At 70.9% G+C, this 23,016-nt stretch carries 25 protein-coding genes; 18 read left to right on the top strand and 7 right to left on the bottom strand.

Annotated elements, in window-relative coordinates:
- The 6 genes from GGQ54_RS06390 to GGQ54_RS06365 all read left to right on the top strand — a co-directional run bounded on the left by GGQ54_RS06390 (position 1) and on the right by GGQ54_RS06365 (position 6,716).
- Positions 1–1,422 (top strand): aminotransferase-like domain-containing protein, encoded by a 1,422-nt coding sequence (locus tag GGQ54_RS06390; RefSeq protein ID WP_179444630.1) that lies wholly within the window; start codon positions 1–3, stop codon positions 1,420–1,422.
- Between the two features lie 93 nt (positions 1,423–1,515).
- Positions 1,516–2,799, top strand: a complete 1,284-nt coding sequence (locus tag GGQ54_RS06385; RefSeq protein ID WP_179444629.1) for an adenylosuccinate synthase — start codon at positions 1,516–1,518, stop codon at positions 2,797–2,799.
- Positions 2,786–3,313 carry a hypothetical protein gene (locus tag GGQ54_RS06380; protein ID WP_179444628.1) on the top strand — a complete coding sequence of 176 codons (528 nt, stop codon included), beginning with the start codon at positions 2,786–2,788 and terminating at the stop codon, positions 3,311–3,313. The genes GGQ54_RS06385 and GGQ54_RS06380 overlap by 14 nt, the downstream gene beginning before the upstream one ends.
- 9 nt (positions 3,314–3,322) lie before the next feature.
- Positions 3,323–4,588 carry a phosphoribosylamine--glycine ligase gene (purD, locus tag GGQ54_RS06375; RefSeq protein WP_179444627.1) on the top strand — a complete coding sequence of 422 codons (1,266 nt, stop codon included), beginning with the start codon at positions 3,323–3,325 and terminating at the stop codon, positions 4,586–4,588.
- Positions 4,581–6,017, top strand: coding sequence for an adenylosuccinate lyase (purB, locus tag GGQ54_RS06370; protein ID WP_343045871.1), 1,437 nt, complete (start codon positions 4,581–4,583; stop codon positions 6,015–6,017). Before purD ends, purB begins: the two co-directional genes overlap by 8 nt.
- Before the next feature lie 96 nt (positions 6,018–6,113).
- Complete coding sequence (locus GGQ54_RS06365) at positions 6,114–6,716, top strand: DUF1269 domain-containing protein (RefSeq protein WP_179444626.1); 603 nt, start codon at positions 6,114–6,116, stop codon at positions 6,714–6,716.
- Positions 6,717–6,812: 96 nt separating this feature from the next.
- On the opposite strand, the gene GGQ54_RS06360 is transcribed toward GGQ54_RS06365, so the two are convergent.
- On the bottom strand, positions 6,813–6,998 hold the full coding sequence (locus tag GGQ54_RS06360; protein ID WP_179444625.1) for a PspC domain-containing protein: 186 nt from the start codon (positions 6,996–6,998) through the stop codon (positions 6,813–6,815).
- Positions 6,999–7,130: 132 nt separating this feature from the next.
- A complete protein-coding gene (locus GGQ54_RS06355; RefSeq protein ID WP_179444624.1) occupies positions 7,131–8,204 on the bottom strand; it encodes a diacylglycerol/lipid kinase family protein in 1,074 nt (357 codons plus the stop codon).
- An 87-nt stretch (positions 8,205–8,291) separates the two neighbouring features.
- Between GGQ54_RS06355 and GGQ54_RS06350 the strand changes: the two genes are divergently transcribed.
- From GGQ54_RS06350 to purL, 5 genes are read left to right on the top strand one after another with little or no spacing between them, the layout of a single operon-like run.
- Positions 8,292–9,182 (top strand): phosphoribosylaminoimidazolesuccinocarboxamide synthase, encoded by an 891-nt coding sequence (locus GGQ54_RS06350; protein ID WP_343045870.1) that lies wholly within the window; start codon positions 8,292–8,294, stop codon positions 9,180–9,182.
- A gap of 24 nt (positions 9,183–9,206) precedes the next feature.
- Positions 9,207–9,455, top strand: a complete 249-nt coding sequence (purS, locus tag GGQ54_RS16920) for a phosphoribosylformylglycinamidine synthase subunit PurS (RefSeq protein ID WP_246292564.1) — start codon at positions 9,207–9,209, stop codon at positions 9,453–9,455.
- The gene (gene purQ / locus GGQ54_RS06345; protein WP_179444623.1) at positions 9,455–10,135 is read left to right on the top strand and encodes a phosphoribosylformylglycinamidine synthase subunit PurQ; all 681 of its coding nucleotides are present in this window, start codon (positions 9,455–9,457) and stop codon (positions 10,133–10,135) included. Before purS ends, purQ begins: the two co-directional genes overlap by 1 nt.
- Positions 10,132–11,148 carry a hypothetical protein gene (locus GGQ54_RS06340; protein WP_179444622.1) on the top strand — a complete coding sequence of 339 codons (1,017 nt, stop codon included), beginning with the start codon at positions 10,132–10,134 and terminating at the stop codon, positions 11,146–11,148. The genes purQ and GGQ54_RS06340 overlap by 4 nt, the downstream gene beginning before the upstream one ends.
- Before the next feature lie 11 nt (positions 11,149–11,159).
- The gene (gene purL, locus GGQ54_RS06335) at positions 11,160–13,436 is read left to right on the top strand and encodes a phosphoribosylformylglycinamidine synthase subunit PurL (RefSeq protein ID WP_179444621.1); all 2,277 of its coding nucleotides are present in this window, start codon (positions 11,160–11,162) and stop codon (positions 13,434–13,436) included.
- Between the two features lie 165 nt (positions 13,437–13,601).
- Here the strand turns inward: purL and GGQ54_RS06330 are convergent, their stop codons facing one another.
- Positions 13,602–13,862 (bottom strand): type II toxin-antitoxin system Phd/YefM family antitoxin, encoded by a 261-nt coding sequence (locus GGQ54_RS06330; protein WP_179444620.1) that lies wholly within the window; start codon positions 13,860–13,862, stop codon positions 13,602–13,604.
- An 83-nt stretch (positions 13,863–13,945) separates the two neighbouring features.
- Between GGQ54_RS06330 and GGQ54_RS06325 the strand changes: the two genes are divergently transcribed.
- Entirely contained in the window at positions 13,946–14,389 is a 444-nt protein-coding gene (locus GGQ54_RS06325; protein ID WP_179444619.1) for a MerR family transcriptional regulator, read from the top strand.
- 5 nt (positions 14,390–14,394) lie between these two features.
- A complete protein-coding gene (locus tag GGQ54_RS06320) occupies positions 14,395–15,426 on the top strand; it encodes an aldo/keto reductase (protein WP_179446458.1) in 1,032 nt (343 codons plus the stop codon).
- Between the two features lie 38 nt (positions 15,427–15,464).
- Here GGQ54_RS06320 and GGQ54_RS06315 read toward each other — a convergent pair whose 3' ends face one another.
- Positions 15,465–16,199, bottom strand: coding sequence for a phosphotransferase enzyme family protein (locus GGQ54_RS06315; RefSeq protein WP_179444618.1), 735 nt, complete (start codon positions 16,197–16,199; stop codon positions 15,465–15,467).
- Between the two features lie 12 nt (positions 16,200–16,211).
- On the bottom strand, positions 16,212–18,068 hold the full coding sequence (locus GGQ54_RS06310; RefSeq protein ID WP_179444617.1) for a glycoside hydrolase family 15 protein: 1,857 nt from the start codon (positions 18,066–18,068) through the stop codon (positions 16,212–16,214).
- 24 nt (positions 18,069–18,092) lie between these two features.
- Between GGQ54_RS06310 and GGQ54_RS06305 the strand changes: the two genes are divergently transcribed.
- On the top strand, positions 18,093–19,430 hold the full coding sequence (locus GGQ54_RS06305) for a dipeptidase (RefSeq protein ID WP_218843730.1): 1,338 nt from the start codon (positions 18,093–18,095) through the stop codon (positions 19,428–19,430).
- A gap of 2 nt (positions 19,431–19,432) precedes the next feature.
- On the opposite strand, the gene GGQ54_RS06300 is transcribed toward GGQ54_RS06305, so the two are convergent.
- Entirely contained in the window at positions 19,433–19,735 is a 303-nt protein-coding gene (locus GGQ54_RS06300) for a hypothetical protein (RefSeq protein WP_179444615.1), read from the bottom strand.
- Between the two features lie 25 nt (positions 19,736–19,760).
- Positions 19,761–20,483, bottom strand: a complete 723-nt coding sequence (locus tag GGQ54_RS06295) for a GAP family protein (RefSeq protein WP_179444614.1) — start codon at positions 20,481–20,483, stop codon at positions 19,761–19,763.
- Positions 20,484–20,553: 70 nt separating this feature from the next.
- On the opposite strand from GGQ54_RS06295, the gene GGQ54_RS06290 reads away from it, so the two are divergent.
- Genes GGQ54_RS06290 through GGQ54_RS06275 form a run of 4 tightly spaced genes read left to right on the top strand, consistent with a single transcriptional unit; the run spans position 20,554 to position 23,013 of the window.
- Entirely contained in the window at positions 20,554–21,165 is a 612-nt protein-coding gene (locus GGQ54_RS06290; RefSeq protein ID WP_179444613.1) for a TetR/AcrR family transcriptional regulator, read from the top strand.
- A 22-nt stretch (positions 21,166–21,187) separates the two neighbouring features.
- A complete protein-coding gene (locus GGQ54_RS06285) occupies positions 21,188–21,562 on the top strand; it encodes a DnaJ family domain-containing protein (RefSeq protein WP_179444612.1) in 375 nt (124 codons plus the stop codon).
- Between the two features lie 2 nt (positions 21,563–21,564).
- On the top strand, positions 21,565–22,665 hold the full coding sequence (locus GGQ54_RS06280; protein WP_179444611.1) for a glutathione S-transferase family protein: 1,101 nt from the start codon (positions 21,565–21,567) through the stop codon (positions 22,663–22,665).
- A gap of 21 nt (positions 22,666–22,686) precedes the next feature.
- Positions 22,687–23,013 (top strand): hypothetical protein, encoded by a 327-nt coding sequence (locus GGQ54_RS06275; protein WP_179444610.1) that lies wholly within the window; start codon positions 22,687–22,689, stop codon positions 23,011–23,013.
- The last annotated feature ends 3 nt before the right edge of the window (positions 23,014–23,016 follow it).

The following is a 23,016-nucleotide window of genomic DNA, read 5'->3' as shown; positions in this document are numbered from 1 at the left end:
ATGAACGATAGCAGTTCGCAGATCGCGGCGGACCTTCGCCGCTGGCTGGCGTCCGCCCCGGCCGGCGCCCGGCTGCCGCCGACCAGGTCGTTGGTCGCCGAGTACGCCGTCAGCCCGCTGACCGTGCAGAATGCGCTTCGCGCGTTGGTGGCCGAGGGGCTGATCGAGACCCGACCCGGCGCGGGAGCGTTCGCGCTGGCGCCCAGGACGCCGCAGAACCAGGACTTCGGCTGGCAGACCCTGGCGCTCGGCCCGCGGCGCAGTCCGGGGGTCGCCGAGCCGACGGCCCTGCGGCCGGCGCTCGCCGACGCGATCGCCCTGCACGAGGGCTATCCCGACCGCGAACTCTTGCCGCACCGCCTGGTGCGTGGGGCGCTCACGCGGGCCGGTCGCTCGGCCGCGGCGCTGGCCCGTTCGCCGGCAGCCGGCCTGCCGGAGCTGCGGGCCTGGTTCGCGGCCGACCTGGCCGGTCTGGTGCCGGCCGGGATGAGCGCACCGGCCGCGAGCGATGTCGCGGTCCTGCCGGGCAGTCAGAGTGGGCTGGCGGCCATCTTTCGGGCATTGGTCGGCCCGGGCGGGATGCCGCTCCTGGTCGAGTCTCCGACCTACTGGGGCGCGATCCACGCGGCCGCGCAGGTCGGCGTACCGATGGTTCCGGTACCGAGCGGTCCCGACGGGCCGGATCCCGACCAGCTCGAGCAGGCGTTCGCCAGCACCGGGGCCCGCGTCTTCTATGCGCAACCGAACTTCGCCAACCCGACGGGCGCACAGTGGTCGAATGCCCGGGCCGCTCGGGTGCGCGAGATCGTCGCCCGGTTCGGCGCCTTCGTGGTCGAGGACGACTGGGCTCACGACTTCGGCATCACCACAGAGGCGGTGCCGCTCGCCGCGCGCGACGTCGACGGTCACGTGGTGTACCTGCGCTCGCTCACCAAGAGCGTCTCGCCCGCGCTCCGAGTCGCGGCGGCGATCATCCGCGGACCGGCGCGGGAGCGGGTGCTCGCGGACCTGCGGGCCGGGCCGCTCTATGTCAGTCCGCTGCTCCAGGCGGCGGCGCTGGACGTGGTCACCCAGCCCGGTTGGCGTACCCACCTGCGCGGGCTGCGCCGACAGCTCGGTGCCCGCCGTGACCTGATGATCGCGCAACTGCGAGAACACGTGCCGTCGGCACAGTTGACCGCGGTGCCGGGCGGCGGCCTCAATCTGTGGGTGCGGCTGGCCGACGGGGTGGATCTCGCCGCGCTCGTCGGCGCCTGCGAGAAGGCGGGGCTGCTGGTCGCCGCCGGCGACGAGTGGTTTCCGGCCGAGCCGACCGGACCGCACCTGAGGCTGAACTACGCCGGCCCCGATCCGGGTCGCTTCGGCGAAGCCATGCAGATCCTGGGGGCACAGCTCGCCGAGCACGAAGCGGGCGACGGCTGATCCACTTGCTAAAGTGAGGCGTCAAGGACCCCCTTGACCCCGCGGTGCGGGCTGTCTCGGGGGTCGTTCGCTGAAAGAGGGGCTACGAACAAGATGCCGGGCATCGTCGTGATGGGCGCCCAGTGGGGCGACGAGGGCAAGGGCAAGGCAACCGACCAACTCGGGGACCGGGTCGACTACTGCGTCCGCTATTCCGGCGGCAACAACGCCGGGCACACCATCGTCGTCGGCGGAGAGCGATACGCCCTGCACCTGCTCCCCTCGGGCATCCTCAACCCCGGCGTCACCCCGGTGATCGGCAACGGCGTGGTCGTCGACCTCGACGTGTTGGACAAGGAGCTGACCGACCTGCGCGCCCGCGGCGCCGATGTCCAACACCCGCTGATCAGCGCGAACGCGCACGTGATCACCAGCTACCACCAGACGATCGACAAGGTCACCGAGCGGTTCCTGGGCAAGGCCAAGATCGGCACGACCGGTCGGGGGGTCGGACCGGCGTACGCCGACAAGATCAACCGGATCGGCATCCGGATCCAGGACCTGTTCGACGAGTCGATCCTGCGGCGCAAGGTGGAGGCGGCGCTCGACCAGAAGAACCACCTGCTGCTCAAGGTCTACAACCGGCGCGCGATCGACCCCGAGGAGATCGCCGATCACCTGTTGACCTATGCGGACAAGCTGCGCCCCTACGTGGTCGACGCCTCCCGGATCCTGAACGACGCCCTCGACGAGGGCAAGGTCGTGCTCTTCGAGGGTGCCCAGGCGCACCACCTGGATGTCGATCACGGCACCTACCCCTATGTCACTTCCTCCAACCCAATCGCGGCCGGCGCGTGCGTCGGCTCGGGGGTCGGGCCGACCCGGATCGATCGGGTCGTCGGGATCGCCAAGGCCTACACCACCCGGGTCGGCGAGGGCCCGATGCCGACCGAGCTGCTGGACGCCGACGGCGAGAAGCTGCGCGAGGCGGGCGGTGAGTTCGGCACCACGACCGGGCGGCCGCGCCGCTGCGGCTGGTTCGACGCGCTGGTCGTCGAATCGGCGGCGAATGCCAACGGCTTCACCGACATCTTCTTGACCAAGCTGGACACGCTGACCGGCTGGGACAAGATCCCGGTCTGCGTCGCCTACGAGATCGACGGCGAGCGGACCGACGTGATGCCGGTCAGCCAGACCGACTTCCACCACGCCAAGCCCGTCTACGAGGTGCTCGACGGCTGGACCGAGGACATCACCGGGGTACGCGACTTCGCCGACTTCCCGAAGGCGACGCAGGCCTATGTGCGGCGCCTGGAGGAGCTCTGCGGGGCGCGGATCTCCGGCATCGGCGTCGGCCCCGGCCGCGAGCAGGCCGTGATGATCAATGACCTCCTCTGAGGGGCGCCGGCCACCCTTCGCCGTGATCGGCGCGATCATCGGGCTGACCGGCGGTCTGGCCTTTGCTCTGGTGAACGCCGGCGCCTTCGGTGAGCCGTGGGCCTGGCTGATCCGCGGCGTGGCCATCGCACTCGCGATCGTGGTGCTGGTGCTCGGCCGCCGCGTGCCGCCACCCATGCCGGAGTCGCACCGTCATGCCGGTCCCGGCTATCTCGCCAGCGTGTTGATCATGGTGGTCGCGATCGTGGCAGGCGGGCAATGGCTCGGCGCGCAGGGACGTACCGACATCCAGCCGGCCTGGGTCGCCCTCGTGGTCGGAGCGCACTTCCTGCCCTTCGCCTGGCTGTTCCGACTGGGCTTCTTCCTGCCATTGGCGGTCGGCATGATCATCATCGCGGCGGTCGGGATGATCACCGGCGCCGGCGCGGCCGCCGCGGCGCTGGTCGGCGTGTGGATGCTCGGCTGGCAGGCCGGCCATCTGGCGTACCGACTGCGCACCGCGGCCGCCCGCTAGGCTCGCCACGTGACCGATGCAGCCCCGCGTACCGTCCTGGTTCTCGGTTCGGGTGGCCGCGAGCACGCCCTCGCCGCCGCCATCGCCCGCGACCCGGCGGTGGAGTCCGTGCACTGCGCTCCCGGCAATCCGGGCACCGCGACCGTGGCCACCAACCACGATGTCGATCCCGCCGACGGTGCTGCCGTCGTCCGGCTGGCGGCGGCGATCGGCGCCGATCTGGTGGTGATCGGGCCGGAGGTGCCGCTGGTCGCCGGCGTGGCCGACGATCTTCGCGAGGCCGGGGTGGCCGTCTTCGGGCCGGGCGCCGATGCCGCGCGGCTGGAGGGTTCGAAGGCCTTCGCCAAGGAGGTGATGGCGGCCGCCGGCATTCCGACCGCAGCCGCCCGGGTCTGTGAGGATGCCGAACAGGCGGCCGCCGCGCTGGACGAGTTCGGCGCACCCTACGTGGTCAAGGACGACGGCCTGGCCGCCGGCAAGGGCGTCGTCGTCACCGACGATCGCGCGGCCGCGTTGGCGCACGCGCGTTCCTGCGGTCGGGTGATCATCGAGGAGTACCTCGACGGACCGGAGGTCAGCCTCTTCGCGATCACCGACGGGGTGAGTGTTCGCCCATTGCAGCCGGCGCAGGACTTCAAGCGCGCCCACGACGGCGACGCGGGCCCGAACACCGGTGGGATGGGCGCCTACACCCCGCTCGACTGGGCGCCGGATGATCTTGTCGAGCAGACGGTCGCGACGGTGATCCAGCCCGCGGTCGACGAGCTGCGCCGGCGCGGTACGCCATTCGCCGGGCTGGTCTATGCCGGCCTCGCGCTCACCTCGCGCGGCCTGCGGGTGGTCGAGTTCAACGCCCGCTTCGGCGATCCGGAGACCCAGCCCCTGCTCAGCCTGCTGGAATCGCCGCTCGCGCAGGTGTTGTACGCCGCGGCGACCGGTCGACTGGCCGACCAGCCGCCGCTCGCATTCGCGGCCGGGTACGCGGTGGGCGTCGTGCTCGCCGCCGAGGGCTATCCGGCCGCCCCGGTCAAGGGCGGCGTGATCACCGGACCGGACGGCCTCGCCGACGACGAGGCGGCGCGGGTCCTGCATGCCGGCACCGCGCGCGACGCCGAGGGGCGGCTGATCGCCGCCGGCGGCCGGGTGCTGACCGTCGTCGGCAACGGCCCGAGCCTCGCGCAGGCTCGTGCCGAGGCGTACCGGCTGCTCGGCAAGATCGAACTGCCCGGCGGTTTCAGCCGGTCCGACATCGCGAAGGAGGCGGCCGGTGAGTGAGGTTCCCAACGTCCTCGCGACGCGCTACGCATCGGAGCAGATGCGCCGGATCTGGTCCCCGGAGAACAAGATCATCGCCGAGCGGCGGCTCTGGCTGGCCGTGCTGGCCGCCCAGCGCGACCTCGGGGTCGACTTCGGCGGCGACGATCCGGATGCGGTGATCGCCGACTACGAGCGGGTGATCGACCGGGTCGACCTCGACTCGATCGCCGAGCGCGAGCGGGTCACCCGGCACGACGTGAAGGCGCGGATCGAGGAGTTCAACGCGCTCGCCGGGCACGAGCACGTGCACAAAGGGATGACCAGCCGCGATCTCACCGAGAATGTCGAGCAATTGCAGATGATCAGCGCGCTGCGCCTGGTCGCCGGCCGGGTGGTCGCGGCGCTGGCCCGGCTCGCCGAGCTCGCGGCGCGGTACGCCGAACTGCCGATGGCGGGCCGCTCGCACAACGTGCCGGGCCAGATCACCACGCTGGGCAAGCGGTTCGCGACGGTCGCCGACGAGCTGCTGGTCGCCCACGCCCGGCTGACCGAGTTGATCAACCGCTATCCGCTGCGCGGCATCTCCGGGCCGATGGGCACCGGCCAGGACATGCTCGACCTGTTGGACGGCGACGAGGCCAGGCTCGCCGAACTGCAGCGACGCGTCGCGGAGCACCTCGGCGTACCCGCGGTGCTCGACTCGACCGGGCAGGTCTATCCACGCTCGCTCGACTACGAGGCGATCACCGCCCTGGCCCAGGTCGCCGCCGCGCCCAGCAACCTCGCCACGACGATCCGGCTGATGGCGGGCAACGAGCTCGTCACCGAGGGCTTCCGGCCGGGCCAGGTCGGCTCCAGCGCGATGCCGCACAAGATGAACACCCGCTCCGCCGAACGGATCAACGGGCTCGCGGTGATCATCCGCGGCTACGTGTCGATGGCCGGCGAGCTCGCCGGTGATCAATGGAACGAGGGCGACGTGTCCTGCTCGGTGGTGCGCCGGATCGCGCTGCCCGACGCCAGCTATGCGATCGACGGGCTGTTCGAGACGTTCCTCACGGTGCTCGACGAGTTCGGCGCGTTCCCGGCCGTGATCGAGGCCGAGCTGCGGCGCTATCTGCCGTTCCTGGCCACCACCAAGGTGCTGATGGCGGCGGTACGCTCCGGCATCGGTCGCGAACTCGCCCACGAGGTGATCAAGGAACACGCGGTGGCGGTGGCACTCGCCATGCGCGAGGGCCAGCCCGAGAACGATCTGCTCGCCCGGCTGGCGGCCGACCCGCGGCTGCGGGGCGTCGACGAGTCCGCCCTGCGCGAGGCGCTGGCCGCGCCGCTCGACCTCACCGGCATCGCCCGGTCCCAGGTGGCGAGGGTCGTCCGGCGGATCGAGGAACTGGCGGCAGCCGAGCCGGAAGCGGCGGCGTACCGCCCCGGCGCGGTGCTCTAGGTTCGACACCCCCTTGCGGTAGCCGCCCGGCGGGCGCAGGCTGGGACCAGCGGGCCCGGTCCGCGAGCCCGCGGTACCACTCCGAAGGGGGACGACATGCAGTCCAGTGTTGTACTGATCACCTTTCCGGAGCCGAGCAAATGCTATGAGTACCTGACTCGACTCCAGCAGATGGACGCCGCGGGCGAGCTGACGCTCGACTCGGCGGCGATCGTGAAGCGCGATTCCGACGGCAAGCTCCAGGTCGACACGGGGGCGGACAACGAGGCGGGCAGCGGCGCGCTCGGTGGCGGCCTGATCGGCGCCCTGGTGGGCATTCTCGGCGGACCGGTCGGCGTGTTGCTCGGCTGGGCCACGGGCGCGCTGGTCGGCACCTCGGTCGACCTTGACGACGATGCCGACGGCCTCGCGGTGCTCGACGATGTCGCCAAGCGGATCGAGCCCGGCCAGACCGCACTGATCGCACACGTGGAGGAGCCCTCCGCGGCCGTCGTCGACGAGACCGTCGCCGCCGACGGCGGCACGGTGCAGCGCTGGGACGCCGAGGCGCTGGTGGCCGACCTGGAGGCGGCGGCCGAGGTGCGTGCGGAGGACGAGCGCGAGGCCCGCAAGCAGGCGCGTGAGGAGAAGCGTGCCCAGGACAAGGCGAAGATCAAGGACAAGCTCGAGGAGTTCAAGAAGAAGCTGACCGGCAACTGATCCGGCTCCACCGCCCGGACGTGACGAACGGGTCGCCGCGAATCGCGGCGACCCGTTCCGGGGAGGGGAAAGAGACGATCGAGGGTGACCCGCGGATCACTCGTTCGGCAGCAGGATCCAGCCGAGCAGGTAGATCAGGATCTGCGGGCCCGGCAACAGCAGGCTGAGCACGAAGATCAACCGCACCAGATTGGCATTCAGGCCGAACCGGCGGGCGATGCCGGAACACACGCCGGCGATGACGCGCTCGTTGCGGGGACGGGCCAAGGTGGCGGTTGCCATGATCGGGTCCTCTCGTACTGGATCGGGTACGCCAACCACGATGCCCGCCGATGCGCGCGCGCCCAAGGGCATCCGCCGCTGTTCAGGGGCCGCTCCGGGAGTCCCCGGCGCCGGCTCAGGGGCCCGGTGGGGTCAGGAGTCGGCCGGCACCCGCACCCGCAGCCCGTGCTGCTCGACCCAGACCTTGAACCCGGTCAGCTCGCCGAACTCGTCGCCGTCCAGTTCGAACGGCTCGGGCTTGGTGAGGCGTACCTCCACGGTCTCCACCCGCTGGTAGCTGAGCGCGCGGATGTCCTTGTCGGTGCCCCGGAACTTCTCGCCGACGCCGGTGCGGTGCAGGATCGCGTTCTCCACCAGCACCTTCCACCAGATCTGCAGCCAGCCGAGCGGACCCTCCGGGCTCAGGGCGACGACATCGAGGATGCCGTCGTCCACGGCGGCCTCGGGCAGCAGCAAGATGTTGCCGGGAAGCGAACCGCAGTTGCCGATCAGCAGGGTGTGCAGGCGGCCGCGTCGGGGACGCTCGCCGTCGTAGCGATACATCAGCTTGATCCGCCGACCGCCGCGGATCGCGGTGGCCATCGACTTGGCGTAGGCGACCCAGCCCATCTTCTTCTTCAGGTCTTCGTCGGTGTTCTCCATGAGCTGGGCGTCCAGGCCCATGCCGGCCATCACCACGAAGGCGTGCTCCTCGGTCTTCCCGTCCGGCCGGATGATCGTCACCAGGCCGAGATCAAGATCACGGGTGCGGCCGGTGAAGGCGGTCGACACCGACTCGCCGAGGTTGTCCAGGGTGAGATCGAGATTGCGGGCCAGCAGGTTTCCCGTGCCGGCGGGCAGCAGCCCGAGCGCGACGCGGCTGCCGCGCAGGCCCTCGGCCACCGCGCGTACCGTTCCGTCACCGCCGGCGGCCAGCACCACGTCGACACCGGCGTCGACGGCCTCGCGCGCCATCCCGGTGCCGGGATCGTCCTCGCTGGTCTCGATCCACAGCGACTCCGCCCAGCCGGCCTCGGCCTCGGCGGCCTGCACCGCGGCCTTCAGCACGTCCAACTCGACCTTGGTCGGGTTGTAGACGATGGCGGCGCGCTGCCCGCGCCCGCCGCTGCCGTCATCGGTCTCGCGGGTCCGCTGCCCGACCTCAGCGGCCGCCTCCTGCCCCGTGGTGTCGGTGGGCTTCTCCGCACTCGCCTCGTGTCGACTCATGGACACTGATTCTGCACCGTGGCGAGGTCGCGCGTCGCGCACCCCGCCAAAGACCGGAACAGCGGTACGCGCGACTAGGCTCGCGCCGTGACCGAGCGCCCCGTCTTCGCCGATTCCCTCGGACTGCCGCTGGTGCATGCCGGCAAGATCCGGGAGCTGTACGCCCTGCCCGATCCCGACACGCTGCTGATGGTGGCGACCGACCGGATCAGCGCCTTCGACCACGTGCTCCGACCCGGCGTACCCGACAAAGGCGCGATCCTCACCCAGCTCTCCCAGTGGTGGTTCGACCGGCTCGCCGACCTGGTGCCCAACCACGTCGTCTCGACCGAGGTGCCAGGGGCCGTGGCCGGCCGCGCGGTGATCTGCGAGCGGCTGGAGATGATCGGCGTCGAGTGCGTGGCCCGCGGCTACCTGACCGGCTCGGGCTGGGCGGAGTACCAGCGCGACCGGACCGTGTGCGGCGTGGCGCTGCCGGACGGGCTGAGCGACGGCGACGAGCTGCCGGAGCCGATCTTCACCCCCGCGACCAAGGCCGCCGTCGGCGAGCACGACGAGAACGTCGACTTCGCCACGGTCGAGGCGACCATCGGCGCCCGGCGCGCCGCCGCGATCCGTGACCTGACGATGCGGATCTATGCCCACGCCCGCGACATCGCCGCCCAGCGGGGGCTCGTGCTGGCCGACACCAAGCTCGAATTCGGGGTCCGCCGCGACGGCACCATCGTGCTCGCCGACGAGGTGCTCACCCCCGACTCCTCGCGGTTCTGGGATGCCGAGGCCTGGCGGGCCTCGCGCGCCGAGGGCGGCGTACCCGAGGCATTCGACAAGCAGTACGTGCGGAACTGGTTGCTCACCGAGTCCGGCTGGGACCGAGCCGCGGATGCGCCCCCGCCCCCGCTGCCCGACGCGGTGGTGGACCACACCCGCGCCCGCTATGCCGACGCCTACCGCCGGCTGACCGGCGAGGCCTGGTGACCCGGAGGCCCTAGACTCCGGGGCATGGCACGAGTGGTGGTCGACGTGATGCCGAAGGCCGAGATCCTGGACCCGCAGGGCAAGGCCGTGACCGGCGCCCTGCAGCGGCTGGGCTTCGCCGGACTGGCGGTACGCCAGGGCAAGCGGTTCGAGATCGAGGTCGACGGTGAGGTGACCGACGAGCGGCTCGGGCAGATCCACGACGCCGCGGAGAAGCTGCTCGCCAACACCGTGATCGAGGACTTCGCCGTCCGGGTGGAGGAGACCGCCTGATGGCGGCCCGGATCGCGGTCGTGACCTTTCCCGGCACCCTGGACGACTCCGATGCGCTGCGGGCGGTACGCCTGAGCGGCGCCGAGGCCGTCCCGGTCTGGCACGGCAGCGACAGCCTCGACGGCGTCGACGCCGTGATCCTGCCCGGCGGCTTCTCCTACGGCGACTACCTGCGCTGCGGCGCCATCGCCCGCTTCGCGCCCGTGATGACCGAGATCGTCGACGCCGCGGGCAAAGGCATGCCGGTGCTCGGGGTGTGCAACGGCTTCCAGATCCTGTGCGAGGCGAAGCTGCTGCCCGGCGCGCTGATCCGCAACGACGTGCGTACCTTCGTCTGTCGTGATCAACGCCTGCGCGTGGAGAGTGCCGACACGGTCTGGACCGCCGACTTCACGCCCGGCCAGGAGATCACCATCGTGTTGAAGAACGGCGAGGGGGGCTATGTCGCCGACGCCGAGACCCTGCGTCGGCTCGAGGATTCCGACCGCGTCGTCTTCCGCTATCTCGGCGACAACCCGAACGGCTCGCTGCACGACATCGCCGGCATCACCAACGAGGCGGGCAATGTGGTCGGCCTGATGCCGCATCCGGAGCACAACGTCGAGGAGCTGACCTCGCCGAGCGTCGACGGCCGACCGTTGTTCAGCTCCGTCCAGCGGTATCTGGCGGCGCTGGTGTGAGCGATCGCGAGAAGAACCGGGGCACCGACCGCGGCTGGTCGATCGACAGCTTCGCCTCCACCGAGATCGAGACGAGCGGGGAGCGGCGCCGCACCCGCGGGCGGGCGCTGGCGGTGCTGGCCGCCATCGCGGGCATCCTGCTGCTCCTACTGATCGGCGCGGTGGCGTGGCTGAGTGGCAGCGACCAGCCGGAGCCGGCCGAGAGCGGCATCTTCACCGAGAATGTCGTCGTCGTCGGCCTGCCGGGACGCACGGGTTTCTCACCCGCCGACCGCGCGGTGATCGACGCCCACGCGGACGCGACGCAGGTCGGCGTGGTCGCCTCGCCCGGGTCGTGCCCGGCCGCGGGCTGGGCGGGCCTGGGCGCGGGGGCGCCCGTGCCGGCGGCCGGGTGCGAGGTGCGCGTCGGCGGGGGCCGGGTGACCAATTTCGATGAGTTGAACGGCCCCGCGCGCGGCGGCCTCGGCCGGCTCGGCGAGGTCTACGACGGCTGCATCACCGCGGTCGGGCCGGCCGCGGCGGTCGCCGCCGCGGATCGCACCGGGCAGCTCGAGGGGTACGCCGAGCCGGGCGCCTGGCTGAGCCAGGGGATGCCGACCAGTTGCCCCCTGACCCTGGTCGACGCCGGGCCCGAGAGCGATCGGGTGGTCGCCGACCTCGCGCGTCGTCCCGACCTGACCGTGATCGCGTTCGGGCTGCCCGGCAGCGGTGCGGAGTATCAGCCCGTCTACCGGGTGAACACGACGCTGCCCGGGGTGCTCGAGCCGGCCGTTGCCGGTGGTGATCCCGGGGTGATCGACTTCACCGTGCTGGCCGACGCCGTGGCCGGGCGGCCGATCCTCGTCGCCGAGCGCGACGCCGTGACCGGGGCCGACGCCGAGGCCGTCTTCCGCGATGCCTCCGGGGGCCTGCCCGCCGCCTTGTGGGCGATCCCGCTGGTGGTGCTGGTCGGCCTCGGGGTGTGGCTCGGGCTACGGGCGCGGGCGGCCTCTCGGCGCGACCGAGGACGGTAGGCTGCACGTCCGTGGCAGACACCGTCGCGGACGCGCAGACCAGCCCCGACACCGAGCAGCCCTACGCCGAGCTCGGGCTGAAATCCGAGGAGTACGGCCGGATCCGGGAGATCCTGCAACGCCGACCGACCTCGTGCGAGTTGGCCATGTACTCGGTGATGTGGAGCGAGCACTGTTCCTACAAGTCCTCGAAGGTGCATCTGCGCAGATTCGGCGAGCTGAGCCAGGAGACGCCGATCGGCCGGTTGCTGGCCGGCATCGGTGAGAACGCCGGCGTGCTCGACATCGGGCAGGGGTACGCCGTGACGTTCAAGGTCGAGTCGCACAACCACCCCTCCTTCGTCGAGCCGCACCAGGGCGCGGCCACCGGCGTCGGTGGCATCGTCCGCGACATCCTCGCGATGGGCGCGCGCCCGGTCGCGGTGATGGATCCGCTGCGCTTCGGCCCGCTGGACGCGCCGGACACGGCCCGGGTGTTGCCCGGGGTGGTGGCCGGCATCGGCGGCTACGGCAACTGCCTGGGCCTGCCGAACATCGGCGGTGAGGTGGTCTTCGACCGGTCCTACCTGGGCAACCCGCTGGTCAACGCCCTGTGCGTCGGGGTGCTGCGACACGAGGACCTGCACACCGCGCAGGCCAAGGGTGCGGGCAACAAGGTGATCATGTACGGCGCGGCGACGGGCGGCGACGGGATCGGCGGCGCGTCGATCCTCGCCTCGGAGACCTTCGACGACTCCCGGCCGAGCAAGCGGCCGAGCGTCCAGGTCGGCGACCCGTTCATGGAGAAGCTGCTGATCGAGGCCACCCTGGAGCTGTTCGCCGCGGGCGTGATCAACGGCATCCAGGACTTCGGCGCGGCCGGGATCTCGTGTGCCACCTCCGAGCTCGCGGCCGCCGGCGACGGCGGGATGCACGTCGAACTCGATCTGGTGCCGCTGCGCGACTCGTCGCTGTCGCCGGAGGAGATCTTGATGAGCGAGTCCCAGGAACGGATGATGGCCGTCGTCGAGCCGGACAATGTGGACCGGTTCCTGGAGATCTGCCGCAAGTGGGACGTGGCGGCCACCGTGATCGGAGAGGTCACCGAGGACGATCGGTTGATCATCGACTGGCACGGCGAGACCGTCGTCGACGTCGACCCGCGGACCGTGGCGCACGAGGGGCCCGTCTACGAGCGCCCCTACGCCCGGCCCGGCTGGATGGACCAGGTGCAGGCCTCGGGGGCCGAGGCGCTGCCGCGGGCCGGCAGTGGCCAGGAGCTGGCCGAACAGTTGATCAAGCTGGCCGGCTCGCCGAACCTGTGCGACCGGTCGTGGATCACCGACCAGTACGACCGCTATGTGCGCGGCAACTCGGTGCTGGCCCAGCCCGAGGACGCGGGCATGATCAGGATCGACGAACAGACCGGGCTCGGGGTCGCCGTGGCGACCGACTGCAACGGGCGTTTCGCATTCCTCAATCCCTACTGGGGGGCGCAATTGGCGCTGCTGGAGGCGTACCGGAATGTGGCGACCACCGGGGCTCGGCCGGTCGCGGTCACCGATTGTCTGAACTTCGGCTCGCCGGAGGATCCCGACGTGATGTGGCAGTTCCGGGAGGCCATCCTCGGTCTGGTCGACGGCTGTCGGGAGTTGGGTACGCCGGTCACCGGCGGCAATGTCAGCTTCTACAACCAGACCGGCGACGTGGCGATCCTGCCGACGCCGGTGGTCGGGGTGCTCGGGGTGATCGAGGACGTCGCGAAGCGGACGCGCAGCGGGTTCCGCGCGGCCGGCGAGGAGATCTGGCTGCTCGGCGAGACCCGCGAGGAGCTGAACGGCTCGGCCTGGGCACAGGTCATGCATGATCATCTCGGCGGGCAGCCGCCGCGGGTCGATTTCGCCGCGGAGAAGGCGTTGGCGCAGGCGTTGGTCGCGGGCGCCGCGGCGGGCGTCTTCGGCTCCGCGCACGATCTGTCCGACGGCGGGCTCGGCCAGGCGCTCGTCGAGTCGTGCCTGCGGCACGATCGGGGCGCGCGGTTCCGGTTGCCCGAGGGGCTCGAGCCGACGGCGGCGCTGTTCTCCGAGAGCGGTGGCCGGGTGTTGGTGTCGATCGCGCCCGAGCGTGCGGAGGAGCTGATCGCGCTGGCGGGGACGCACGGCGTACCGCTCGCCCGGCTGGGTGAGGTCACCGACGAGCCCGTGCTGGAGGTCGAGGGGCACTTCCGGATCCCGCTGGCCGACCTGCGGGCGGCCTGGCAGGCGCCCATCCCTGCCGCGATGACCGGTTCCGTCGCCGAGCTGACCTGACCTTCGCCGGTCGAGCTGACGGCCGAGCTAGACCCGAACGACCTCAAGCAGGCCGAGTTCAGCCAGGGCGGTGAAGCCGGCGTCCTGGCTGAACAGTGGAAGTTGGTGTGCCCGCGCGGTTGCGGCGATCCACACACTGGTGTCGAGGAGGCCGGCCGCTGGCCGTCATCGCGGATCTCCGAGGTCGTCGGTGCTCCCTTCCGAGATCCACTCGAGGTCCGTTCGTAGCGTCGCGTCGGGCCGCTGCGTGCGCAGCAGATCCTCGAGCTCGGCCAGCGGCATGCTGCTGCGCGCCCGGGTGCGGGGAGGAATCAACTCCGCGACCGGTTTGCCGTTGATCGTGATGGTGACGGCATCGCCCTCGGCCACCCGATCCAGGATCTCGCGCGTGTGATTGCGCAGGTCTCGCGACGCGACGGTCGTCATGTGCGCGATCGTAGCCGTCTGCGCACACGGCGGGGGACCGAGACCTTGCGCTGGAGTGCACTCCAGCGCCTAGCGTCTTCGCCATGACGCAATCGACGACCGGGCAGCTCGGCATCGCCGAGGTATCGGCCCGCACCGGCCTGACCAAGGACACGCTGCGCTGGTACGAGAACGAGGGGCTGATCCCTGCCGTGCCGCGCGGCAGCGACGGACGGCGGCGTTACGACGAGCCGACGCTGCGGATGATCGAGTTGTTGATCCGGCTGCGCCGCACCGGGATGCCGGTACGCGAGATGCGCGAGTTCGTTCGGTTGGTCGGCGTCGGCTCGTCGACCCACGGCCGCCGGATGGCGCTGCTGGAGCAGCATCGCGAGGAGGTGCAGACCAGGTTGCGCGAACTGCTTGCAGATCTGGACGCGATCGAGGACAAGATCGGCCACTATGCGCGCCTGATCGAGGCGGGGCTGGACTGTGCGGGGCAACCGATGGAACCGAATCTGATCATGGAACAACGGAGGAAGCAGTGACTGCAATGAATAGAGTCGATCTTGGTCCCGCGGCGGGGGAGAAGCTGAACGTCAGTCAGCTCGGCTTCGGCGGGATGGCGCTCAGCCACGTCTACGGCGACACCGATCCCGAGCAGGGGCTGCGTACCCTGCACGCCGTGGTGGATGCCGGGATCACCTTCCTGGACACCGCCGATGTCTACGGCGAGCCGCGCGAGGGCACCGAGGGCCCGGCCGGCACCAACGAGGAGCTGTTCGCGCGGCTGCTCGCCGAGCGCCGGGGAGAGGTGCAGCTCGCGACGAAGTTCGGCATCACCAGCGTCGGCCCGGGCGGGAGCGGGACCCGCGGGGATGCCGCGTACGTGCGTCAGGCGTGCGAAGCGTCGCTGCGCCGCCTCGGTGTCGAGGTGATCGATCTGTACTACCTGCACCGACCCGACCCCGGCGTGGAGATCGAGGAGACGGTGGGTGCGATGGCCGAGCTGGTCGCCGAGGGCAAGGTGCGCCACCTGGGTCTGTCGGAGGTGACGGCCGACGAGCTGCGCGCCGCCCAGGCCGTGCACCCGATCACCGCGGTCCAGAGCGAGTGGAGCATCTGGTCACGAGATGTCGAGCGGCACGTGGTGCCGGCGTGCGCCGAGCTCGGGGTGGGCTTCGTGCCCTACTCGCCGCTCGGTCGCGGCTTCCTGACCGGCAAGCTGACCCGCGAGGCGATCGAGAAGACCGTGCTGAACGGGCAACTTCGCTTCAGCGGCGAGGCCTACGACGCCAACCAGCGGGTGGTCGAGGTGATCAACACCGTCGCCGCCGAGCACGACGCGACCGCCGCGCAGGTCGCGCTGGCCTGGCTGCTCGGCCAGGGGGAGCGGTTCGGGCTGCCGGTGGTGCCGATCCCGGGTACGCGCAGCGCCGAGCGGGTACGCGAGAATGCGGCGGCCGTCGATCTTGAGCTGACGGAGCAGGATCGGGAACGGCTGGACGCCGCGGCCGACCTAGTGGTCGGTGAGCGCGGGTTGACCTTCACCCCGCGCGGCTGGATCTCCGCCGACCGGGAGTGAAGCCCGCTGGTCGGGTTTGTCCAGAACTCGCGCCGGCCTCAGCCGCCCAGGCGATCGGCATCGCGGCGGTACTGCGCCGCGTGTTCGGCGAGCTCCGGCTTGCCGAGCGCGATCGCCTGGGCGTCGCTGAATGCGGCCAGGTGGGCCAGCCGCTCGATGATCATGGAACGCAGTTCCGCCTCGGTGGCGGGTGAACCGTAGGCGTCGAGGAGCGCGCGGACGCGGTGGCGTACCTCAGCGTCACCGAAGGGATGCTGCTCCTCGCCGGTGATCGGGACCAGTCGGTACGCGAGATAGGCCAGGTCCCACAGCCGCGGTCCGGGCGAGGCGAAGTCGAAGTCGATCACCCCACTCAGGCGGTGGTGATCATCATCGGTGAAGATCAGGTTGTACTGCGCGAAGTCGTTGTGACACACCACTTCGGCGGGCTCGCGGGACGGCGAGCGCCAGATCGCGCCCGTCCGGTCGAAGCCTGCGCTGGCATCGTGGATCCGGCGCAGCAGCCGGCCGGCATCGACGAGCAGGCGCTCGGCCCAGACCCACGCCGGCATCGGGTACGCCGGCGCGGTCCCGGGCAGGAATGTCAGCCTCTCCCGGCCGTCGTCGGACAGGCCGAGCGGGCGCGGTGCCTCGCCGATCCCGCGGTCGGCGAGGTGGGTCAGCAGGCGATGAATGGTCGGCGTCCACGGGCCGGCGGTGCGGCGTACCTCGTCGCCGACGCGGTGCACCTCGCCCATGTTGCCGCCGCTCAGCAGTTCGCCCTCGGATCCCATGCGCGCATCCTGTCAGCTCGGGCGTGCCGCCGACTCGGTCTCGTCGGCGGTCTCCCGGATGGATCGTTTGCCCTGGCCGATCCGGTTCAGATCGTCCGCGGCGATGATCAACCCCAGATGGGAGAACGCCTGCGGGAAATTGCCGATCATCCGCTCCTTGATCGGGTCGTACTCCTCGGCGAGCAGGCCGACGTCGTTGGCCAGTCCGCAGAGTCGCTCCATCAGCGCATGCGCCTCGTCGAGCCGACCGGCATGGGCGTACGCCGAGACCAGCCAGAAGCAACACACCAGGAAGGGATGCTCCTCCCCGGCCAGCCCGTCCACTCCGCTCGCCGTGCGGTAGCGCAGCGGCAGCCCGTCCACCAGCAGGTCGCGCTCCACCGCCGCGATGGTGCCGAGCACCCGCGGATCGTCACCGGGCAGGAAACCGGTGGCCGGGATCACCAGCAGCGCGGCATCGACCTCATCGGTCCCGTAGTACTGGGTGAAGGAGTTCTTCTCCTCGTCGAATCCCTTGTCGAGGATCTCGGCACGGACCCGATCCCGCAGTTCGGTCCAGCGCTCGACATCGCCGGGGTAGTCGTACTTGCGCACGGCCCGGATCGCGCAGTCGAACGCCGTCCAGACCATCACCCGCGAGTGGGTGAAGTGCTGCAAGGGCCCGCGGATCTCCCACAGCCCGTTGTCCGGCTCGTCCCAGTGGTCGGCCAGCTCGTCGACCAGGACGCGCTGCAATGCCCAGGTGTGCCGCGACTCGTCCATGCCCAGGTCGCGGGCCCGCTCCAGCGCCATCATCACCTGACCGAGCACGTCGGTCTGCTTCTGCCGGTACGCGCCATTGCCGATCCGCACCGGCCGCGAATCGGCGTACCCGGGAAGATGATCAAGCTCGAACTCGGCGAGCTCCCGGGATCCGTCGATCCGGTACATGATCTGCATGTCCGCCGGGTCGCCGGCCACGGCGCGGAGCAGCCAGTGCCGCCACATGTCGGTCTCGGTGGTGTAGCCGACCGCCAGCAGCGCCTCCAGACTCAACGCGGCATCGCGCAGCCAGCAGTAGCGGTAGTCCCAGTTGCGTTCGCCGCCGATGTCCTCGGGCAGCGAGGTCGTCGGCGCCGCCACGATGCCGCCGGTGTAGTAGTCGGTGAGCAGGCGCAGCGTCAGCGCGGACCGATGCACATGATCGGCATAGCGACCCTCGTAGCCACACCGGTTGCTCCACTTCCGGCTGATCCTGAGCGTCTTCTCCGTCTCGTCGGAGACGTCGACCGGATCCGGCACGTCCAGCCAGGACTGCACCCAGGTCGTGGTGAAACGCAGTTCCTCGCCCTCGGCGATCGTGAACTCGTCGATGTGCCGCCCGTCGGAGCGGTGCGGCAGCCGGTCGCCGCGCAGGACCAACATGTCCGGCCCGGCGACCGCGGTGAGCAACTCGTCGCGCGTGCCGCGGTGCCGGCGGCGTACCCACGGGCGGACCTTGCCGTAGCCTAACCGCACCACCCACTCGTGCCGGACCCGCGGCTTCCCACTGACCCCGCGCACGATCCGGACCAGGTCGTCGCGGCGATTCGCCAGCGGCATCAGGTCGGTGACGGTGAAGGTGCCCTCCGCGGTGACATGGGTGGTCTCCAGCACCGCGCTGTCCGGCAGATAGCGGCGCGTCGTCCGCGCCGACTCATCCGCCGGGCCGAGCAGCCAGCGGCCGTGCTCGGGCGTACCCAACAGCGCGGCGAAGCCGGCGGCCGAATCGAAGTTCGGCAGGCACAGCCAGTCCACGGAGCCGCGCCTGCTGATCAGGGCGGCCGTGTTCCAGTCACCGATCAGCGCATAGTCCTCGATCGGGGTGGTGTTCGCGGGTGTGGGCGACATGGCGTCATTGTGCCCGGCCGTAACATGCCACGGGTGAGTGACATCCGAGCGGCGATCGAACGCGAACTTCCCGGCGTGCTGGCCGACCTGACCCGGCTGGTGGCGATCGAGTCGGTGAGCGCCGACCCCGGCCGCGAGGCCGACGTCGACGCCAGCGCCGAACTGGTCGCCGAGCTGATCCGCGGCACCGGCTGCGAGGACGTGCGGATCGTCCGCGAGGGCGGCAAGCCCGCGGTGATCGCGCACTTCCCGGCCCCGGCGGGGATGCCGACGGTCTGCCTGTACGCCCACCACGACGTGCAGCCGACCGGTGGCGACGCCGGCTGGACGACCGCGCCGTTCACCGCGACCGAACGCGACGGCCGGCTGTACGGGCGCGGCGCGGCCGACGACAAGGGCGGCTTCGCGGTGCACCTGGCCGCGCTGCGCGCCTTCGGTGGCAGGCCGCCCGTGGGGGTGAAACTGCTCATCGAGGGCGAGGAGGAGATCGGCTCGCCCTCGCTCGGCGCCCTTCTCGACGCCTATGCCGATGATCTTGCCTGCGACCTGTTCGTGATCACCGATTCGGCGAACTGGGAGGTCGGTACGCCCGCCTTCACCACCAGCCTGCGCGGGCTCGCCGACTGCGTGGTGACCCTTGAGGCGCTTGATCATCCGCTGCACTCCGGCCAGTTCGGTGGCGTCGCCCCGGATGCGCTCACCGCCATCTGCAAGCTGCTCGGCACCCTGCACGACGACGCCGGAAACGTCGCCGTCGCCGGGCTGCACGCCGGCGCGGGTCCCGAGGTCGACTACTCCGAGGAACGATTCCGCGCCGAGTCGGGGGTGCTGGACGACGTCGGGCTGCTCGGCGAGGGGCCGATCAGCGACCGGCTCTGGTTCAAGCCGGCGGTCAGCGTGATCGGCCTGGACGCCCGCGGGGTCGACGAGGCCTCCAACACCCTCTACCCGAGCGCCCGGGCCAAGATCGGCCTGCGCGTCGCGCCCGGCGGCGACGCCGACGCATCGCTGCGCGCGCTCACCGAGCATCTACAGGCCAACGCCCCGTGGGGCACCCGGGTCACCGTCGAACCGGGCGAGACCGGTCCGCCCGCGCTGCTCGGGCTGGAGGGCCGGTACGCCGAGACCGCGCGCGCGGCCTTCGCCGAGGCCTGGGGCGTCGAGCCGGTGCCGATGGGCATGGGCGGCTCGATCCCGATGGCGCAGGAGTTCGCCGACGCCGTGCCCGGTGCCACGGTGTTGATCACCGCCGTCTGCGATCCGCACTCCAACATCCACGGCTTCGACGAGTCACTGCATCTCGGCGACTTCGCCAAGGCCTGCCTCGCCGAGGCGTACCTGCTGCAGGGGCTGGCGGGCTGATCTCAGCCGGCGTCGGTGAGCCCGCGCCAGGCCGGGTCGAAATCGGGGTGGTCGACCCAGGTCAGGGCCAGCGCGGCGTACACGCGCGCGATGAGCTGCTCGGCGCCCGATTCGGCGTCGAAGCCGAGCACGGTCTCGACCAACGCGCTACCCGCGCCCGTCAGCCAGGACCAGGTGTCATCGCCCGCCGCGTCTCGCCGGATGCGGCGAGGCAGGGCGAGCAGGGCGGCATAGGTCGCCGCGGCGGCGGGTGGTACCGAGCCGGGCTCGGCCATCCGCGCGTCGACGAACTCCTTCAGCTTCATGATCACCTCGTTGTCGAAGGGTGTCTCAGGATCCCAGCATGTCCAACAGGCCGAGCCGCCAGGCGGCATCGCGGGCGAGCAGGAAGCCGATGATGCCGAGCACCCACGGCACCGACGCGGCGGCCTGGCGCGCCACCCAGTCGCGGATTCGTGCGAGCCGAGCCCGGGCGCCCTCGCCCAGCGCCAGGCGTACCCCGATCAGCGCGAGCGCCGGCGCGATCATCACCGCGACATAGCCGGCCAGCGCCGCGACCCGGCCGGCCATCGGCAGTCCGGAGGCGGTCAGGATGCCGATCGCGCCGAGGTAGGGCAGCATCATCGCCAGCTCCGCGATCCCGGCGAGCAGCGCGACGCCCATCACGGCGGCCGTTCCGGTCGATCCGGACAGCCGCTGCTCCCACTTCGAGGGCTTCGGCGCCAGACCCTGCTTGGCCCGCTCGGCATTCTCCTTGCCCGGATTGATGAACCAGCTCAGCGCGAACAGCCCGATCCCGAGCACCAGTTGCACCCAGTAGGCGGGCGGGGAGTCCAGCGCGGCACCGAAGTTCTCCACGAACCCGCGGGCGCCGAACAACAGCGCCAGGCCGATCGCGAAGTAGAAGATCGCGATCGTGGCCAGGTAGACCAGGACGCGACCGAGCCGGAAATTGGCTGCCAGCAACAAGAAGATCGGCACCACGAGGGTGCCGATGCTCGTGCTGTCGACCAACGCCAGGCCGGCCAGGCCGAGCAGTCCGAAGACGTCCACGGGTCCTCCGATGATCTAGTACGTCAGTGCTAAAACCACCATAACAGAACGACTGTGCTATAAAAACCTCATGCCCAAGGTGGTCGATCACGAACAGCGCCGGGCGGAGATCGCCGATGCGGTACGCCGAATCCTGCTCCGCGACGGACTCGCCGGCGCGACCGTGCGCGCGGTGGTGGCCGAGACGGGCATGTCCAGCGGCGCGATCCGGCACTACTTCCCGAACCAGGAGGAGCTCGTCGGTTTCGCGACCGGCGGCATCGTCGAGCGGATCCGGGGCCGGGTCACCGACGCCTTCGACCGGACGCAGCGGACCCCGCGGGCCCGGGTGCTGGACATCTGCGAGCAGTTCCTGCCCACCGACGAGGAGCGGGCGATGGAGCTCGCGGTGTTCGCCGACGTGGTCCGGCAGCCGTACGGGGCCCGGTGGGCGCGCTCATCCTTCGACGGCATCCGCGTCACCACCCGGGTGTGTGTGCTGTTGCTGGCGGGACGGGAGCCGCGGGCGGTGCCCGGGGCCCCGCTGCGGCCCGCGCGCCTGGAACGGCTGGCCGAGCGGCTGCACCTGGTGATCGACGGGCTGGGGGCCCAGACGACGTTCTACCCCGGCCTGGTCGACGCGGCGGCCATGCGCACCGCGCTCGCCCGGGTCGTCGACGATGTCATTTCCGAGCTCGCGTAGGCTCGCGAGCGGAGGTGGCTGTATGCAGTTCGAGAGCTGGGTCGACGCACAGATCCGCGAGGCCACGGAGCGCGGCGAGTTCGACAACCTGCCCGGCGCCGGCAAGCCCATCACCGGCATCCGGCGTACCGATCCCGACTGGTGGATCAAGGACAAGATGCGCCGCGAGGGCATCGAGCGGCCCGCGAGCGAGGCCGAGCTGCTGCGCGCCGAGGTCGCCGAGCTCGACACCATCCTCGCCGACGCCCGCACCGAGGACGAGGCGCGCGAGATCATCACCGACCTGAATGCCCGGATCCGCACCGCGCGCCTGCGTCGCGGATCGCTCCCCACCCGCGTCGTCGAGCTGGTCGATGTCGACGACACCCTCCGCCGCTGGCAGACAAGGAACAGATGATCATGACCACCGAGACGAGCACGCCCGAGCAGCAGGACGAGCATTCCACCAAGGGCGCCTATGTCGAGGGCGGCAAGGAGTTCAACCGGGACATGAACTACATTCCCGACCGGATCACCCGCGACGCCGCACCGCCGCAGGTCGGGCCGACACCGGAGAAGCTGTGGCCGGTCGAGGCCGATCGCTACCGGCTGGTCGTCGCCTGGGCCTGTCCGTGGGCCAACCGCGCGATCATCGTGCGCCGGCTGCTGGGCCTGGAGAATGCGATCTCGATGGCCATCGCCGGCCCGACCCACGACAAGAGGTCCTGGACCTTCGACAACGGCGACCCCGGCGCAGACGGCGTACCCCGCGATCCCGTGCTCGGCTACGAGCGGCTGCAGGAGGCGTATTTCGCCCGCTACCCCGACTATCCGCGCGGCATCACGGTGCCGGCGATCGTTGACGTGCCGACCAAGTCGGTGGTGACCAACGATTTCCCGTGGATCACCCTCGACTTCTCCACCGAGTGGACGCAGTTCCACCGCGACGGCGCGCCGGACCTGTATCCGGAGAAGCTGCGCGACGAGATGGACGAGGTGATGAAGCTGATCTTCACCGAGATCAACAACGGCGTCTACCGGTCAGGCTTCGCGGGCTCCCAGGAGGCCTACGAGGCCGCCTATGACCGGCTGTTCGCCGCCCTGGACAAGATCAGCGAGCGGCTGGAGACCCGCCGCTACCTGATGGGCGACACGATCACCGAGGCCGATGTCCGCCTGTTCACCACCCTCGCCCGCTTCGACCCCGTCTATCACGGACACTTCAAGACCAACCGCAGCAAGCTCTCGGAGATGCCCACGCTGTGGGCCTACGCCCGCGACCTGTTCCAGACCCCGGGGTTCGGCGACACGACCAACTTCGTCGACATCAAGCGGCACTACTACGAGGTGCACACCGACATCAATCCGACCGGCATCGTGCCGAAGGGCCCGGACCTGTCCAACTGGCTCACCCCACACCACCGCGAGCAGCTCGGCGGGCGCCCGTTCGGCGACGGTACGCCGCCCGGGCCGATCGAGCGTGCGGACGAGCGCGTGCCGGCGGGCGCGGGCGCCGAGTGAGCCGCGGGTAGCCTCGCGAACATGGCAGTGAAGGACGCGGCAGATGTGAAGACCGCGCCGATCGTGGCGCTCGGCCTGATCGGCGGCTACCTGGCGGCCCGGGAGACCGGGGTCCGGCCGCTCGGCGGGGTGGTGCTCGGGCTCGCCGGGGCGTACGCCGGGCGCACCTGGCTGGCCCGCCGGGGCCCCGGCATCACGGCGGTGTTGTCGGCGATCTACCTCGGCGCGTTCGGCGCCAGCCACCCGCTGGCCAAGAAGATCGGCGCCTGGCCCGCGGTGTTCACCGCCGCCGGCGCCTCGGCCGCCGCGGCGTACCTGCTCAGCGACGCCGACGAGTCCCTGGAATGAGCT

Origin of the sequence: Naumannella cuiyingiana (genome assembly GCF_013408305.1) — a bacterium.
In the GTDB taxonomy this organism is placed as follows: domain Bacteria; phylum Actinomycetota; class Actinomycetes; order Propionibacteriales; family Propionibacteriaceae; genus Naumannella; species Naumannella cuiyingiana.
Note: the sequence above shows the minus strand (reverse complement) of the source record. Positions and strands in the feature narration are given on the sequence as shown.

Excerpts from the sequence above, each read along its gene's own strand:
- GGQ54_RS06390 (WP_179444630.1), top strand. The coding sequence starts at position 1 with ATGAACGATAGCAGTTCGCAGATCGCGGCGGACCTTCGCCGCTGGCTG.
- GGQ54_RS06385 (WP_179444629.1), top strand. The coding sequence starts at position 1,516 with ATGCCGGGCATCGTCGTGATGGGCGCCCAGTGGGGCGACGAGGGCAAG.
- GGQ54_RS06380 (WP_179444628.1), top strand. The coding sequence starts at position 2,786 with ATGACCTCCTCTGAGGGGCGCCGGCCACCCTTCGCCGTGATCGGCGCG.
- GGQ54_RS06365 (WP_179444626.1), top strand. The coding sequence starts at position 6,114 with ATGCAGTCCAGTGTTGTACTGATCACCTTTCCGGAGCCGAGCAAATGC.
- GGQ54_RS06360 (WP_179444625.1), bottom strand. The coding sequence starts at position 6,998 with ATGGCAACCGCCACCTTGGCCCGTCCCCGCAACGAGCGCGTCATCGCC.
- GGQ54_RS06355 (WP_179444624.1), bottom strand. The coding sequence starts at position 8,204 with ATGAGTCGACACGAGGCGAGTGCGGAGAAGCCCACCGACACCACGGGG.
- purS (WP_246292564.1), top strand. The coding sequence starts at position 9,207 with ATGGCACGAGTGGTGGTCGACGTGATGCCGAAGGCCGAGATCCTGGAC.
- purQ (WP_179444623.1), top strand. The coding sequence starts at position 9,455 with ATGGCGGCCCGGATCGCGGTCGTGACCTTTCCCGGCACCCTGGACGAC.
- GGQ54_RS06330 (WP_179444620.1), bottom strand. The coding sequence starts at position 13,862 with ATGACGACCGTCGCGTCGCGAGACCTGCGCAATCACACGCGCGAGATC.
- GGQ54_RS06325 (WP_179444619.1), top strand. The coding sequence starts at position 13,946 with ATGACGCAATCGACGACCGGGCAGCTCGGCATCGCCGAGGTATCGGCC.
- GGQ54_RS06320 (WP_179446458.1), top strand. The coding sequence starts at position 14,395 with ATGAATAGAGTCGATCTTGGTCCCGCGGCGGGGGAGAAGCTGAACGTC.
- GGQ54_RS06315 (WP_179444618.1), bottom strand. The coding sequence starts at position 16,199 with ATGGGATCCGAGGGCGAACTGCTGAGCGGCGGCAACATGGGCGAGGTG.
- GGQ54_RS06310 (WP_179444617.1), bottom strand. The coding sequence starts at position 18,068 with ATGTCGCCCACACCCGCGAACACCACCCCGATCGAGGACTATGCGCTG.
- GGQ54_RS06305 (WP_218843730.1), top strand. The coding sequence starts at position 18,093 with ATGCCACGGGTGAGTGACATCCGAGCGGCGATCGAACGCGAACTTCCC.
- GGQ54_RS06300 (WP_179444615.1), bottom strand. The coding sequence starts at position 19,735 with ATGAAGCTGAAGGAGTTCGTCGACGCGCGGATGGCCGAGCCCGGCTCG.
- GGQ54_RS06290 (WP_179444613.1), top strand. The coding sequence starts at position 20,554 with ATGCCCAAGGTGGTCGATCACGAACAGCGCCGGGCGGAGATCGCCGAT.
- GGQ54_RS06285 (WP_179444612.1), top strand. The coding sequence starts at position 21,188 with ATGCAGTTCGAGAGCTGGGTCGACGCACAGATCCGCGAGGCCACGGAG.
- GGQ54_RS06280 (WP_179444611.1), top strand. The coding sequence starts at position 21,565 with ATGACCACCGAGACGAGCACGCCCGAGCAGCAGGACGAGCATTCCACC.
- GGQ54_RS06275 (WP_179444610.1), top strand. The coding sequence starts at position 22,687 with ATGGCAGTGAAGGACGCGGCAGATGTGAAGACCGCGCCGATCGTGGCG.